The organism is Leclercia sp. W17 (assembly GCF_003336325.1).
Classification (GTDB): Bacteria; Pseudomonadota; Gammaproteobacteria; order Enterobacterales; family Enterobacteriaceae; genus Enterobacter.
The window spans coordinates 1,540,004-1,555,222 of the sequence record NZ_CP031101.1 but is presented as its reverse complement, the minus strand read 5'-3'; the positions used below and the strand labels follow the sequence as shown (position 1 = coordinate 1,555,222).

Sequence of the window (15,219 nt, the reverse complement as noted above, 5' to 3'; positions counted from 1 at the left end):
CAGGCGCACAGGCCCGGTCAGAATAGGAAGATCAGGCGTTATTAAATTGCGGGGAGGTCTGTCGCGCCATCATTCGTTTGCGATTGAGATAGCCAACACTATTCTCGCCCCAGCAGTGCTCATACGGCATACCGGTCAGGCTTTCGATAACCGCACGGTTTTCCGCGCTGACGGTCGCCTTGCTACCCCCCTGCTTCAGGCGTGCCACCTCTTCGTTCAGAATGGCGTGCGTGCGGCTGTTAACGCGGAACTGGAAGGCCGACCAGATCCCCCACACGGTGAGGATCACCGGCAGGACAATCATGATCACCATGATCATATGGATGGCCGACTGCGGCTGCGCGGACTGCCCGGAGACAAAGCCCGACATCTGCAATGCCACACCGACGAGGAAAATTGACATCGCCTGAGAGGCCTTACGCAGCAGGCTCATAAAGCCGGCAAAGATCCCCTCCCGACGCTGACAGGTGAGGATCTCGTCCACATCCGCCACGAAGGTGTAGTTATTCCATGGAATGGCGTAGATCCCGCCGCGCGCCAGGCCAGCAATCGCCGCCCCGGCATACAGCAGCACCATCCCGCCGGTCTGGTGGAAGTATGCTGACACCAGCAGGGCAAAGGCCACCAGCGCCATTGAGGCTTGGGTGGCAAAGGCCCGGGACGGGGAGTAACGCAGGGTCAGCCAGGTGGCGATCCCGACGCCAAAGAACTGCAGAGCGTTGATCACGCCGAGCAGGTTAGAGGCCATCACCGACGAGGTCATCAGGGCGAAGACCACGAAGTAGGTAAAGACGGAGTTGAAGATATCCTGCGCCACTGAACCGCCCAGATACATCCCAAGGTGCGATCTGAACGTCTTGATTTTCAGCGTAGAGACAAAATCGTAATAGATTTGGTACGCCCGGGTCGCCAGCGGTGCTTTCTCCTCCTCGTCGGCGTGGGCTTCGCTCTGCTGGATCTCCTCCAGCGAACGTTCCCAGGTGCCGAAGTAGACAAAGAAGAGCACTATCATAAAGGAGACGGTAAAGATGGCACCGGTGTAGAAAAACGACGCCGAGGTTTCCGGGCCGAAGTATGCCACCAGCCGTCCCGGCAGGAAGGCGGCGGCAAAACCGGCCAGCTGGGCGATGTACATTCGGGCGCTGGTGAGTTTAGAGCGCTTTTTGAAGTCGGAGGTCATCTCTGCCGACAGGGTGTCATAAGGGATGATGATCATGGTGTAGACAATCTCAAACAGGATGTAGAACAGCAGGTACATCCAGTAGTTAAAGCCCTCCACCCACAGCAGGCTGTAGACCGACACCAGCGGAATGCTGGCCAGCAGGAAGAAGCGGCGACGGCCAAAGCGGCGGCCCAGCGCCGTCTTGTGGAAGTTATCGGAAATGTAGCCGATGACCGGACACATGATCACATCGACAATACGCGCCACCGCAAACAGCGAGCCCGCCTGAATCGGTGTCAATCCGCAGAAGGTGGTTAAGAAAAACAGCAGCCAGGCGCTGACCAGGGTGAAGGCACCGGAGCCAATCACATCTGCCAGCCCGTAACAGACATAGTTACGCAGTTTTATTTCTCGCACTTTTTTTATCATTTTCTATTCCCTGTATTCGCCGGGTAAGTTCGGATGCTCTCTTCATCCCAGCCCGCAGGTAACGGCAGCGGACGGGTAATCTGGATGGCGTGCAGCTGTAATCCCTCAACACCTGCGGCATAGAGCGCGGGCAGTCCCTGCGGATAACGTTCTACGCCATGGGCGCGCCCCGTTTGCGGGTTGACGAGATAGGCGTTATCCAGCCCCATCCCTGTCGGGCGCGCGGGGTTGCAGGGAGGGCGCACGTCATAGCAGCCCTGCTCGTCGCTGGCGCTCAGGCGCTGAGAGAAGCTCAGCCCGTTAAAGGTGATGTCGTGAATGGCGCCCGGCACGTCGCTGTGCAGGTTGATGGCCCCTTCCCCGCTTCCGTTGAGGCTTAAGAAAGTGACCTGGCTTATTTCGCCCGGCGTGACGTCGGGCGCGCGGTGGCGGACGGAGACAAAGACCGGATCGGCTTTTCCCCAGTGGCAGGGATCGCCGTGCCGGCAATCAAAGACGATATTGCTGAACAGCATCTGGCTGAACCGTCCGCCGTCGCGGGAGACCAGGCCGATGGCGCGGTTGGATTCGAAAATGACGCAGTTGCTGACCACCAGGTTGCGGATATCGGCAAAGGTCTCGGTACCCACTTTGATGGCGCAACTTTTTGAGCGAATGATGCAGTTATTGACCGTGACGTTCTCCATCGGCTGCTGCAACGCTGCGCTTTTGGCGGTGGTCTTCAGGCAGATGCCGTCGTCGGCGGCGCTGAAATAGCTGTCGCTGAGGTGAACGTGCTGGCAGCTGTCGAGATCCAGCGCATCGGTATTGGAGAGCGCCAGATCGTTATCGATGGTGATCTGTTTGATGAAAACATGTCTGCAACTGACCAGGTGCGCGGTCCACATGGGCGCGTCATACAGCGTGATATCGGCGATCCGCACCTGCTCGCACCCTTCCAGCACCAGCAGGCGTGGACGATGGGTTTTCGGCTGACGGTAGCCCTGGGCGTCTGGCGTGGGCGCAAACCAGGCGCTGGCATTACCGTCGATACAGCCTGGACCGCTCAGGGTCAGGTGATGGGCATCACGCGCATAGAGGAGCGCCATCCTTGAAAGCTCGGCCATGCTTTGGGTTTCGCAGGCCTGGTAGTCCGCCTCATGGGGGCTCGCCAGCAGACGCGCACCGGCTTCCAGATGCAGGGTGAAGTTTGACGGTAATACCAGCGTGCCCGTCAGGTAGGTACCCGGCGTGATCACCAGCGTACCGCCACCAGCCTGAGCGAGGGTCGTAATCAGCCCCTGGAGGAGATCGGTGACGGGAGTCAGGCCGCTGCGGTCGAGAACGACATTTTCTAACGAGAGCTTCATGTTGATACCTGTCAGCTGTTAAGTGACAGGCATTTAACGCCGTTTTATCCCCCCGCTCGCGGGCCGTATTTGGGGATTTTGAGCGAAGAGTGAAGATCGTCACGCCAGAATAAGGCGGTAGAAAGCGCTTTTGATGGGGTTCACGTTTTCTCAGGGGCGGCAAAAATGAAGTGTGAAAATCATCACAAATCACCTGCCAGGAAGGGATAAAAAAGAGGGATTCAGGTCGGTTTCAGGCGGGACGGGAAAAAAATTGCGGGGCCGATCACGAATCAGGTGAGGCGGCCCCGTCTGGATATTGCCCGGCACCGCCGGGCTTTTTTTACAGCAGCTCGAACTCACCCTTGTTTACGCGGGCAGAATCCGTACCGATGAAGACGTTGAATTTGCCTGGCTCAGCGTCATATTTCATCTGCTGATTCCAGAACTTCAGCGCATCCACGTCGATTGGGAAGCTGATGGTCTTCGTTTCACCCGGTTTCAGGTTGACCTTCTCAAAGCCACGCAGCTGTTTCACCGGGCGGCTCATGGAGGCAGTAATATCCTGAACGTACATCTGAACTACCGTCTCCCCTTCACGTTTACCGGTGTTGGTGACATCCACGCTGGCGGTCACCGTGCCATCCGCCTTCATGGTCGGGGCCGACATTTTCACCTCAGAAACCTTAAAGGTGGTGTAGCTCAGGCCATAACCAAACGGATAGAGCGGACCATTGGCTTCGTCAAAGTAGCGCGAGGTGTACTTGTTCGGCTTGTCGGCGTTGTAAGGTCGGCCAGTATTCAGGTGGCTGTAATAGACCGGGATCTGCCCCACCGAGCGCGGGAAGGACATCGGCAGTTTACCCGACGGGTTGTAGTCCCCAAACAGCACGTCGGCAATGGCGTTACCGCCCTCGGTACCGGCGAACCAGGTTTCCAGAATCGCGTCAGCCTGCTGATCTTCTTTCACCAGCGCCAGCGGACGGCCATTCATCAACACCAGCACCAATGGCTTGCCGGTGGCTTTCAGCGCGGTAATCAGATCGCGCTGGCTTTGCGGCAGGGTGATATCGGTACGGCTCGAGGCTTCATGCGCCATCCCCTGGGCTTCACCCACCACGGCCACTACCACATCAGACTGCTTGGCGGCATTCACCGCTTCGTCAATCATCTCCTGGGCGGAGCGCGGATCGACTTTCACCGCCTCTTCATACTGGTTGAGGAAGGTGACGATATCTTTATCGTTGGTGACGTTGGCCCCTTTGGCGTAAATCACTTTGCCCTTGTCGCCCAGCGCGTCTTTAATGCCCGTCAGCACCGTGACGGACTGATCCGCCACGCCTGCCGCAGACCAGCTGCCCATCACGTCGCGTTTGCTGTCGGCCAGCGGGCCCACCACCGCCACGGTGCCGGATTTCGCCAGCGGCAGGGTCTCGAGACGGTTTTTCAGCAGCACCAGGCTCTCACGCGCCACTTCACGCGCCTCTTTACGATGCAGGCGGCTTTCGGCGTTGGTGTCTACCGGGTCAGACTCTTTTGGCCCCAGGTGGCTGTACGGATCGTTAAACAGCCCCATATCATATTTGACGTTCAGAACGTGGCGCGTGGCGTCGTCCAGCTCCGCCATGGTGACCTTACCGCTCTTCACCAGACCCGGCAGGTACTTGCTGTAATACTCGTCGCTCATGCTCATGTTGATGCCGGACTTCAGCGCTACCCGCACCGCATCTTCCGGATCGGCGGCCGTGCCGTGTTTGATCAGCTCCTTGATCGCCCCGTGATCGGAGACGGTGATGCCTTTGAAGCCCCACTGGTCGCGCAGGACCTCTTTCAGCAGCCAGCTGTCGGAGGTGGCTGGCGTGCCGTTCAGGGAGTTCAGGGCCACCATCACCGCGCCGCTGCCAGCATCCAGACCCGCTTTGTACGGCGGCATATAGTCGTTGAACAGGCGCTGCGGGCTCATGTCGACGGTGTTGTACTCTTTACCGCCCTCCACTGCGCCATAGGCGGCGAAGTGTTTGACGCTGGTCATCACCGAGTAGCGATCCGCCGGGCTTTTGCCCTGCATCGCTTCGACCATGGTTTTACCCATCGTCGCGGTGAGATAAGTATCCTCCCCGAAGCCTTCCGAGGCGCGGCCCCAGCGCGGATCGCGGGAGACGTCCACCATCGGCGCCCAGGTCATGTTGAGGCCGTCATCCGCTGCTTCGTATGCCGACACGCGGCCCACGGTTTTCACCGCCTCAAGGTTAAAGGAGGAGGCCAGGCCGAGGGTAATCGGGAAGACGGTACGCTGGCCGTGAAGCACGTCAAAGGCGAAGAAAAGTGGGATTTTCAGGTGGCTGAGCTCCATCACCTGATCCTGCATTTTGCGGATATCCTGGCGGGTGACGGTGTTGAAAATCGCCCCTACCTGCCCGTTTTTAATCATTTCGCGAATGGCTTCTTTCGGATTATCCGGTCCGACGCTGATGAGGCGCAGCTGGCCGATTTTCTCATCAACCGACATCTTCGCGAGCAGGTCGGTTACAAATGCGTCCCGGGCTTCCGGCGTTAGCGGATGATTGCCAAACAGGTCGTCAGCCAGCGCGGGTTGCAGCGCCAGACTTACAGCCACACCTACAGAACAGAGCCATTTCATCTCGTTTACTCTCTCATCAATAACCGCCGGATAGTCGCGGCCAGACCGTACGAAAAGCGCAGTGTGCCATAAACCCTCTGAACCTTGCAGGGTTTATTCTCTGATTTTTCTGGTGAATACTGGTTCGCTTAAACATTAATCGCGCTATGATTTTGGACGACGCATTTGAATAACCACAAGGGGTGGACGATGTCTTCTGAACGACTGCACGATAACACCAGTTTCATTAACGAGCTATCACGCCTGGTAGGCCAGGCGCACCTGCTTACTGACGCCGCGAAAACCGCCCGCTACCGCAAGGGCTTTCGCTCCGGACAAGGGGACGCGCTGGCGGTGGTGTTCCCGGGCACGCTGCTGGAGCTGTGGCGGGTGCTCAATGCCTGCGTCGCAGCAGACAAAATTATTCTGATGCAGGCGGCCAATACCGGCCTGACCGAAGGCTCCACGCCGAACGGCAATGATTACGATCGCGACATTGTGATTATCAGCACCCTGCGCCTCGACAAGCTGCATCTGCTGGATAAAGGCGAGCAGGTGCTGGCCTATCCGGGCACCACGCTCTACTCCCTGGAAAAGGCGCTCAAGCCGCTGGGCCGTGAGCCGCACTCGGTGATTGGTTCCTCCTGTATCGGCGCCTCGGTGATCGGCGGGATCTGCAATAACTCTGGCGGATCGCTGGTACAGCGCGGCCCGGCCTATACCGAAATGTCACTCTTTGCCCGCATCGATGAGCAGGGCAAGCTGACACTGGTGAACCATCTGGGTATCGATTTAGGGGTCACGCCGGAGCAGATCCTCAGCAAGCTGGATGACGACCGCGTGAAAGACAGCGATGTACTGCATGACGGACGCCACGCTCACGACCATGATTACATCAGCCGGGTGCGTGAAATTGATGCCGACACCCCGGCGCGCTATAACGCCGACCCGGATCGTCTGTTTGAATCCTCTGGCTGTGCCGGCAAGCTGGCGGTCTTTGCCGTACGCCTGGACACCTTCCCGGCCGAGAAACGCCAGCAGGTGTTCTATATCGGCACCAACCAGCCGGAGGTGCTGACCACTATCCGTCGCCACATTCTCGGGGAATTTACCCATCTGCCGGTCGCCGGCGAGTATATGCACCGGGATATTTACGATATCGCCGAACGCTACGGCAAAGACACCTTCCTGATGATCGACAAGCTCGGCACCGACAAGATGCCCTTCTTCTTCACCATGAAGGGGCGCACCGATGCGATGCTGGAGAAGGTATCGCTGTTTAAGCCCAACTTTACCGACCGCTTTATGCAAAAGCTGGGCAACGCCTTCCCGGCGCACCTGCCGCCGCGGATGAAAAGCTGGCGTGATAAGTACGAACATCACCTGCTGCTGAAGATGGCGGGCGACGGCATTGCCGAAGCGCAGAGCTGGCTGAGCGAATTCTTCAAAACCGCGGAGGGGGATTTCTTTGCCTGCACCCCTGAAGAGGGCAGCAAGGCCTTTTTACACCGCTTTGCCGCCGCTGGCGCCGCGATCCGCTATCAAGCGGTTCACGCAGACGAGGTGGAGGATATTCTGGCGCTGGATATCGCCCTGCGCCGCAACGATACCGAATGGTTCGAAAAACTGCCGCCGGAGATCGACAGCCAGCTGGTGCATAAGCTCTATTACGGCCACTTTATGTGTTACGTCTTCCACCAGGATTACATCGTTAAAAAAGGGGTCGATGCCCACGCCCTGAAGGCGCAAATGCTGGCTCTGCTGAAGGCGCGCGGCGCGCAATATCCGGCGGAACACAATGTCGGTCACATTTACGAAGCACCGGACTCATTAAAACAGTTTTATCGGGCTAATGACCCAACTAACAGTATGAATCCGGGGATTGGTAAAACAACCAAGCATAAAAACTGGCAAGAGCAGCCTGAAACAGCAATTCATAGCCCGCAAGCCACTGATCAAACCAGTTAGCCAGAATGGGCCCGCTGTTAAGCCTGTACAAATCGTACTAGAGTAGCCTCGGGTCGCCAGAGAAACGTTTCTCTGGCTTTTTTTGATGAGGAGCGGACATATTATGTCGGCTGTTGAAACTTTCTCCGAAACTGACGTTCAGGTTCGCGATGCAGAGGCGGAGGACGCTCATGCCATCGCCGCCATCTATGCCTGGCACGTCCTTAACGGGCGTGCATCTTTTGAAGAAGTTCCCCCTACCGTTGACGAGATGCGCGAGCGTATACACGCGGTGACCAGCCAGGGGCTGCCGTGGCTGGTGGCGCTCTATCGTGGGATTGTGGTGGGCTTCTGTTACGCCACCCATTATCGCGCGCGCCCCGCCTACCGTTACACCCTTGAAGAGTCGATTTACGTCGAGGCCAGCACCCCCGGACGCGGCTTTGGCAGCGCGCTGCTGAGCGCCCTGATTGCCCGCAGCGAAGAGGGTCCGTGGCGCCAGATGATCGCCGTGGTGGGCGATGGGCCGAACAACGCCGGGTCGTTACGCCTGCATAAAAAGCACGGTTTTGAAGTGGCAGGACAGCTGAGAAGCGTGGGATACAAGAAAGGCGACTGGCGCGATACGCTGATTTTGCAGCGCCCCCTCAACGACGGTGACTGGACGCTGCCGGAGTAATCTATTTCAACGCGGTATTGCCGGGTGGCGCTGCGCTTACCCGGCGATTACAGACGGCTCAATCGTTCTGCGCCGTCGCCATCTGGGCGGCTTTTTGCTTTTTGTAGCTCAGAGCTGCGGCGGGAACCGGGGTGACTTTTCCGGTTTCAATCCAGGTCCGCAGACGGCTGGCGTCGGCAAAGTGGGTATATTTGCCAAAGGCGTCCATCACCACCAGCGCCACCGGCTTGCCATTAAAGACCGTACGCATCACCAGACAGTGGCCCGCGGCGTTGGTAAAGCCGGTTTTGGTCAACTGAATATTCCAGTTATCGCGGTAAACCAGATGGTTGGTGTTACGAAACGGCAGGGTATAGGCCGGATGCGAGAAGGTCGCCATCTCTTCCCGGGTGGTGCTGAGCTGGCCGAGCAGCGGATACTGCTTAGTGGCGATCAGTAACCTCGTCAGATCCTGCGCCGTCGAGACGTTATGAATCGACAGACCGGTTGGCTCAACAAAGCGCGTCTGAACCATCCCCAGCGCCTTCGCTTTGGCATTCATCGCCCGGATAAAGGCGTCGTAGCCGCCCGGATAGTGGTGTGCCAGGCTTGCCGCGGCGCGGTTTTCCGAGGACATCAGCGCCAGCAGCAGCATATTTTTACGGCTGATTTCGCTGTTCAGACGCACGCGGGAGTAAATCCCTTTCATCTCTGGCGTATGGCTGATGTCGACGCGCAGTTTTTCATCCAACGGCAGTCGTGCATCCAGCACCACCATCGCGGTCATTAATTTGGTAATCGACGCGATCGGGCGCACCAGATTCGGGTGGCTGGAATAGATCACTTTGTTGGTATTCAGATCGACGATCATAGCGCTGCCGGAAGCAATCTCCGGCTGTGTCGCCGTAGCCACAGCGGCAGTTTTGGCGATTGCGGGGGTCGCCACTGGCACGGCCAGCAACAGTGCAAGACTCAGTAAAGAAACGCGGAATTTCAGCATGGTGAGATTTCGGATAATTATTCACGCACGTAATAACGTACGCCGCCCGGGCCGAAGCGAGAACACGGGCTGGCTAAGGCATCATAGCCGTCCGGATGCCTTGCTACCAGTAGTTAATCGTGAACAGATGCTGCATTGCTGGCAATTACGCCAGCAATGCAGTGTCGTCAGAAGAGACGATATCCATAACCCCAAAGAATAACCGTCAGCGCCAGTAGCACTTCCAGCAACAGCACGCCGATGGCGAGGGTCGAACCGGAAAAGCTGCGGCCCTCTTCTTTGTTGATATTCAGGAAGGTAGGAATACCGATATAGAGCAAATAGCCGGTATAAAAGAGCGCCAGCGTCCCCACCAGCGCGCACAGCCAGACTATCGGGTAGAGTGCCACAATCCCGCTCAGGAACAGCGGCGTCGCCACATAACCGGCAAACACCATACAGCGCGTCAGGGAAGGACGCTGCGGATAGCGGCGCGCCATCCAGTAAATCACCCGCCCCATCACTGCCACCCCGGCCAGCATCAGGGCGTAAAAGACCACTGCCAGCGCCAGGCCGGTTGTCCACGAAAGTTTTACAATGTTGCCGTCGTCAAAATCCCAGCCAATTTGCGTGGTACCGATGAACGCGCAAATCACCGGTACGGCGGCCATCAGCAACACATGGTGGGTATAGTGATGACTGACCGTTTCGTTTTCGCCTCTGATCACGTGCATTTCACGATCGGGATGGGAAAAGAGTCCCCAGACATGGTTCATAACGCCCCCTTGTTGTCGGCCCGCTAGCGATAACTCAAGTATAATGCAGGCCTGAGATTATTTTTTGTACAGTATAAAAATGCAGCGGCAGGTTTGGGCGTCTGGTATATTACTCCCTGCTAAACAGCAGCTTACGGGAGAGAATCGCTGATGGCAGAATTCATTTTTTTCCAGAAAGGAAAGCAAATCGCTGCGCTGGATAAGTCCGACCTGCAGGGTGCAAAAATGCTGGTTGAACAGGGGTATAAAAAGCAGTTTGAAGAGGTGACTGCCCCTGACGGCCAGCAGGCGCTGGCACGCTTTGCCGATATCAAAAAAGAAGAAGAGGTAGCGCCGTTTGCCTGGGCGACAGGTGCCCTGTTTTTTGGTCTGATCGTTCCTGTTTTAGGTTTCATCAGCTGGTTGTTCATGCGTTAACGTTTCCTGCGCTACGCTTAGCGTATGGATATTAATACTTTGATTGCACATTATGGCTATGCCGCGCTGGTCGTTGGCAGCATAGCGGAAGGGGAAACTATCACTCTGCTGGGGGGTGTGGCGGCGCATCAGGGGCTGCTGCGTTTTCCGCTGGTCGTGGCCGCGGTAGCGCTGGGGGGCATGATCGGCGATCAGCTGCTCTATCTGCTTGGCGTCCGGTTTGGTCCGGCGATCCTGCGGCGTTTTTCCCGTCATCAGAAGAAAATCAACCGCGCCCAGCAGCTGATTCAGCGCCACCCTTACCTTTTCGTGATCGGCACCCGCTTTATGTACGGTTTTCGTATCATCGGCCCACTGCTGATAGGTGCCAGTCGCCTGCCGCCAAAAATTTTCCTGCCGCTGAACATTGTGGGCGCCATCATTTGGGCGCTGATTTTCACTACCTTAGGCTATGTGGGCGGTGAAGTGCTGGAGCCCTGGCTGCACGCGCTGGACCAGCACCTGCGCCACTGGATCTGGCTGATAGTGGTGCTGGTGCTGGTTTTCGTGGTGCGCTGGTGGCTGAAACGCCGGGATCGCAGCTAAGGGTTACTGCTCCGGTTTAAACTGCGGATTGCCCAGCATAAAGCCGCCGTCGACGATAAAGGATTGTCCGGTGGCGTAGCTGGCGTCGGTGTCACATAGCCAGGCGACCAGGCTGGCGATCTCTTTGGTATGCCCCGGCCTTGCCAGTGGAATGTTGGGCATGGAGCCGGGCTTCACTTCGCTGTCATCCATGTCATTCATCGGCGTGGCGATGGCACCGGGTGCGACGGCATTGACCAGAATATTGTGATGCACCAGCTCCATCGCCATCGACTTGGTCAGGCCGCCGAGGGCGTGTTTGGCTGAGGTGTAAGCGCTGGCCTCCGGCAGCGGCGTATGTTCATGCACCGAGGTGATATTGACGATACGTCCCCCCTCCCCCTGCTTTACCATCTGCCGGGCGGCGATCTGCGAACAGAGAAATGCCCCATCCACATCGACGCTAAAAATGGATCGCCACTGGTCATATTCCATCTCAAGAAACGGCGCTTTGGTCATCGCCCCGGCGTTATTGACCAGCACGTCAAGTCGGCCAAAACGTTCAATCAGCGTCTCGATGGCTTTCGCACCTTCGGGCAACTGGCTGAGATCCAGATGGATGGCCTCTGCCCGCTGTCCGCGCGCCTCGATCTCGCGACAGGTTTTCATCGCCCCTTCTTCATCCGAGTGCCAGGTCACGCCAATATCAAACCCACGCTCCGCCAGCATCAGCGCTGTAGTTTTGCCGATCCCCGAATCTGATGCCGTTACAATAGCCACACGATTGGTTGAACCCATACTCACCTCCAGAAAAGAAGACAAAGAAGTAAGTATAGTGACTTCTCACTTTTCACCCGTGCTTATAGCCGCCACCCAGCGCGGAGGTGAGTTGCAGGGTGGCATCGATGTACTGTCCCTGCAGCGTCAGCCCGGCCAGTTGTTCCTGCAGAGCGGGGATCCGAGCCTCGCTGACCCGTGAGCCTGCGACAATCCCGGCATTAAAGCGCGCCTGTGCCAGCGCGACTACCCGTGCGGCATCGGCTTCAACGCGTTGCTGATGCTTATTTTTCGTCATTAACGTTTCGACTTCGCTTGCCGTCCGGGCGACCTGGTTGACAGCCTCCACTACCGCTTTGTTGTAGTTCGCGATCGACAGATTATTTTGCGCCTGGGCGATATCAAGGTTGGCATTCAGGCGCCCACTGTCGAAAATCGGCAGGGTCAGCCCGGCGGTAACGCCCATCTGCTGCGCCGAGGAGCGGAATAGATCGCTTAAGTGCAGTGCATCCTGTTGCAGGAAGGCCATCAGGTTCACGTCAGGATAGAAGGCCGCTTTCGCCGCATCCACCTCATGCAGGGAGGCTTCGATATACCAGTGCGCCTCCTGCAAATCAGGGCGGCGGGCGAGTAATTCATAGCCCAGAGTGGAAGGCATTTTACTCTCGACAGCGGGCAAGGCGTGCGGGGTCAGCGTCACCGTTGGGGAGTTGGTAAGCGCCGCCAGACGCGCCTCAATGGCTTTCATTTTTCCCTTCACCTCCGCCAGGTGCTCATCGGTTTTACTGGCGTTAATGTCGGTTTCCACCCCTTCCACAGAAGAAGTGATGCCATGCTGGTACAGCTCCCGGTCGGTACCGATAATATTGAGCTGCTCCTGTTTGATGGCGGCTAAGAGATGCCCAATGGCCGCCTGGGTTTGCCAGTCCCAGTAAAGACGCGCCACGCTGCTGGCAAGCAGTTGACGGGTCTGCTGCAGCTCCGCCTGTTGTGCGTTGACCTTCCCGATGCGGGCTTCAACCTGGGCGCGGTTTTTACCCCACAAATCCAGATCCCAGCCGGCGGTCAGGCCAAAAGTGCCGTTAGTGTACCAGGGGCCGGTGGTTCCGGCCGCCGGATCGGTTATCGCGAAGGGGCCCATCAGCCCTTCGGCTGACATTTTCTGCCGCTCTGCGTCGGCAGAGAAATTAACCTCCGGGCCATCGGCAGCCATTGCCATTTTGGCCTGCGCTTCGGCAAGGGCGATGCGCTGACGGGCAAGGGTCATATCCGGCGCATCGGCCAGGGCTTTGGTAATCAGCGTATTTAATTCTGGATCGTGAAAATCTTCCCACCAGCTCTCTTTTGGCCACTCTCCGGCAGCCAGGCCGGTATCGATTTTCGCGGCGGGGATCTGTTGATTCAGCGAGGTTGCGGTATCGTGGCCCGGGGCGCAGGCAACAAGAAGCAGGGAGAGAGGCAAGCAGCAGAAATAAAAAATCGAACGATTCATGACGTTATTCACCAAAAAAAGAAGGGGGGAAAAATACGCCCGCTTCGCCTCCTTTGTTTAGGAATCGGTGGCAATCCACAATTTGTCATACCTTTACATATCCAGTAAAAACCCGGATACGCATCCCGTTTGCACACGTTGACCGTGTCGTTCAGCGCCACAATGCGCGCCGCAAAAACGTGATGCTGACCGTACTGCTATTTCGCCTGAATCACCCGGGCGATATCCGCCGAGGTTTGCAGAGTACGGATCTCCTGAAACAGCGCCAGGGCTTCGTCATACTCTTTGCGCAGATAGCTTAGCCACTGCTTGATACGCGCCACGTGATACAGGCCGGTGTCGCCCTGCTTTTCGAGGCGGGAATATTTCTTCAGCAGCGTGACGACATCCGCCCACGGCATGCGCGGCTCGTCATATTTAATCACCCGGCTGAGATTAGGGACGTTGAGCGCCCCGCGCCCAATCATGATGGCATCGCAGCCGGTTGCGGCCATGCAGGCCAGCGCGCTCTCGCGATCCCAGATTTCACCGTTAGCGACCACCGGGATGGTCAGCCGTTTACGGATCTCGCCGATGGCCTGCCAGTTAATGCGTTCGGCTTTGTAACCATCTTCTTTGGTGCGTCCGTGAACCACCAGCTCGGTCGCCCCCGCCTGCTGTACGGCGTCGGCAATTTCAAACTGCCTGTCGCCGCTGTCCCAGCCGAGGCGTACCTTCACCGTCACCGGCAGATGCGAAGGCACTGCCTCGCGCATCGCTTTTGCGCCACGGTAGATAAGCTCGGGATCCTTCAGGAGTGTGGCACCGCCGCCGCTGCCGTTGACCATTTTCGAGGGACAGCCGCAGTTCAGATCCACCCCCCAGGAGCCCAGCTCGACGGCACGCGCGGCGTTTTCTGCTAGCCACTCGGGGTATTGTCCCAGTAGCTGGACGCGCACCAGCGTACCGGAGGGGGTGCGGCTCTGGCGATGCAGCTCCGGACAGAGTCTGTAAAACGATTTTACCGGCAACAACATATCCACCACCCGCAGGAATTCGGTGATGCAGAGATCATAATCGTTAACGTCAGTCAGCAGCTCGCGCACCAGCGAATCGAGCACGCCTTCCATCGGTGCCAGTAATACACGCATATCAGTATCCGTAAAAAAAGAGGCGCTATAGTAGCCGCTCCCGCCAAAGGTGGGAAGCGTCACTCGTGGGGTGCGGTCTTAATCCGGGATTGTCTCTTCAGGACGCAGCGTCAGCACTTCAAAACCGTCCGCGGTCACGGCGATGGTGTGTTCCCATTGCGCAGAGAGCTTTTTGTCACGGGTGACCACCGTCCAGCCGTCTTTCTTCGTTTTGATCCGGCTGTCACCCTGATTGATCATCGGTTCGATGGTAAAGACCATCCCCTCCTGCAACACCGGGCCTTCGCCAGGTTTGCCGTAGTGGAGGATCTGCGGCTCTTCATGCATCTCTTTACCAATGCCGTGCCCGCAATACTCACGCACCACGCTGTAGCCCTGGCCTTCAACGTATGACTGAATAGCGTGACCGATATCCCCAAGCGTAGCGCCCGGTTTGACGGCCTTAATTCCTCTCCACATTCCCTCATAGGTGGCTTTCACCAGCCTGCGTGCCAGGGGCGAAACGTCGCCAATGAGATACATTTTACTGGAGTCGGCGATCATGCCCGCGTTTTCGAGAGTGATGTCGACATTCACGATGGCACCCGATTTAAGGTGTTCTGACTCTTTCGGGATCCCGTGGCAGACCACTTCGTTCACCGAGGTATTCAGCACGTAGGGGTAACCATACTGTCCTTTGCTGGCCGGGCGGGACTGAAGTTGTTCGACGATAAACGCCTCCGCGCGATTGTTGATCTCCATAGTGGATACGCCAGGCTTAATAAACTCGTCCAGCATGGTAAACACCGAGGCCAGCAGTTCGCCCGCATGTCGCTGGCGAGCCAGCTCATCAGCGGTTTTAATGAGAATGGATGGCATTGTTTACCTCCAGTAAACGTTCAGGGCCGGATTTCAGCATCATTATCTTTATCTGCCGATCGTATATTGTCTGCGCCGCATT

General features: G+C 57.4%; 12 protein-coding genes and 1 pseudogene. 4 read left to right on the top strand and 9 right to left on the bottom strand.

Features of this window, described 5'->3' with window-relative positions:
* Positions 1-31 precede the first annotated feature (31 nt).
* The 3 genes from DVA44_RS07570 to bglX all read right to left on the bottom strand — a co-directional run bounded on the left by DVA44_RS07570 (position 32) and on the right by bglX (position 5,560).
* Positions 32-1,591: an MFS transporter gene (locus DVA44_RS07570; RefSeq protein ID WP_114386108.1), complete on the bottom strand. Its 1,560-nt coding sequence runs from the start codon at positions 1,589-1,591 to the stop codon at positions 32-34.
* Positions 1,588-2,940 (bottom strand): glycoside hydrolase family 28 protein, encoded by a 1,353-nt coding sequence (locus DVA44_RS07565; RefSeq protein WP_114386107.1) that lies wholly within the window; start codon positions 2,938-2,940, stop codon positions 1,588-1,590. The genes DVA44_RS07570 and DVA44_RS07565 overlap by 4 nt, the downstream gene beginning before the upstream one ends.
* 322 nt (positions 2,941-3,262) lie before the next feature.
* Positions 3,263-5,560 (bottom strand): beta-glucosidase BglX, encoded by a 2,298-nt coding sequence (gene bglX / locus DVA44_RS07560; RefSeq protein WP_114386106.1) that lies wholly within the window; start codon positions 5,558-5,560, stop codon positions 3,263-3,265.
* A gap of 189 nt (positions 5,561-5,749) precedes the next feature.
* On the opposite strand from bglX, the gene dld reads away from it, so the two are divergent.
* Together dld and DVA44_RS07550 are read left to right on the top strand one after the other, a co-directional pair.
* Positions 5,750-7,507, top strand: coding sequence for a D-lactate dehydrogenase (dld, locus tag DVA44_RS07555; protein ID WP_114386105.1), 1,758 nt, complete (start codon positions 5,750-5,752; stop codon positions 7,505-7,507).
* A 103-nt stretch (positions 7,508-7,610) separates the two neighbouring features.
* The gene (locus DVA44_RS07550; RefSeq protein ID WP_103825029.1) at positions 7,611-8,165 is read left to right on the top strand and encodes a GNAT family N-acetyltransferase; all 555 of its coding nucleotides are present in this window, start codon (positions 7,611-7,613) and stop codon (positions 8,163-8,165) included.
* A gap of 58 nt (positions 8,166-8,223) precedes the next feature.
* On the opposite strand, the gene pbpG is transcribed toward DVA44_RS07550, so the two are convergent.
* Positions 8,224-9,144: a D-alanyl-D-alanine endopeptidase gene (gene pbpG, locus DVA44_RS07545; RefSeq protein ID WP_103825028.1), complete on the bottom strand. Its 921-nt coding sequence runs from the start codon at positions 9,142-9,144 to the stop codon at positions 8,224-8,226.
* Between the two features lie 167 nt (positions 9,145-9,311).
* The gene (locus tag DVA44_RS07540) at positions 9,312-9,899 is read right to left on the bottom strand and encodes a Yip1 family protein (protein WP_114386104.1); all 588 of its coding nucleotides are present in this window, start codon (positions 9,897-9,899) and stop codon (positions 9,312-9,314) included.
* A gap of 150 nt (positions 9,900-10,049) precedes the next feature.
* On the opposite strand from DVA44_RS07540, the gene DVA44_RS07535 reads away from it, so the two are divergent.
* Both DVA44_RS07535 and DVA44_RS07530 read left to right on the top strand, forming a co-directional pair.
* Complete coding sequence (locus DVA44_RS07535) at positions 10,050-10,316, top strand: hypothetical protein (protein ID WP_114386103.1); 267 nt, start codon at positions 10,050-10,052, stop codon at positions 10,314-10,316.
* Between the two features lie 24 nt (positions 10,317-10,340).
* Complete coding sequence (locus DVA44_RS07530; protein WP_114386102.1) at positions 10,341-10,901, top strand: DedA family protein; 561 nt, start codon at positions 10,341-10,343, stop codon at positions 10,899-10,901.
* Between the two features lie 3 nt (positions 10,902-10,904).
* On the opposite strand, the gene DVA44_RS07525 is transcribed toward DVA44_RS07530, so the two are convergent.
* The 4 genes and pseudogenes from DVA44_RS07525 to map form a co-directional block, all read right to left on the bottom strand.
* Complete coding sequence (locus tag DVA44_RS07525; RefSeq protein ID WP_114386101.1) at positions 10,905-11,678, bottom strand: SDR family oxidoreductase; 774 nt, start codon at positions 11,676-11,678, stop codon at positions 10,905-10,907.
* 52 nt (positions 11,679-11,730) lie between these two features.
* Positions 11,731-13,149 carry a multidrug resistance outer membrane protein MdtQ gene (gene mdtQ / locus DVA44_RS07520; RefSeq protein ID WP_103825098.1) on the bottom strand — a complete coding sequence of 473 codons (1,419 nt, stop codon included), beginning with the start codon at positions 13,147-13,149 and terminating at the stop codon, positions 11,731-11,733.
* 197 nt (positions 13,150-13,346) lie between these two features.
* Entirely contained in the window at positions 13,347-14,279 is a 933-nt protein-coding gene (gene dusC, locus DVA44_RS07515) for a tRNA dihydrouridine(16) synthase DusC (RefSeq protein WP_114386100.1), read from the bottom strand.
* Between the two features lie 59 nt (positions 14,280-14,338).
* Positions 14,339-15,137 (bottom strand): annotated as a pseudogene (map, locus tag DVA44_RS07510) (type I methionyl aminopeptidase).
* Positions 15,138-15,219 lie beyond the last annotated feature (82 nt).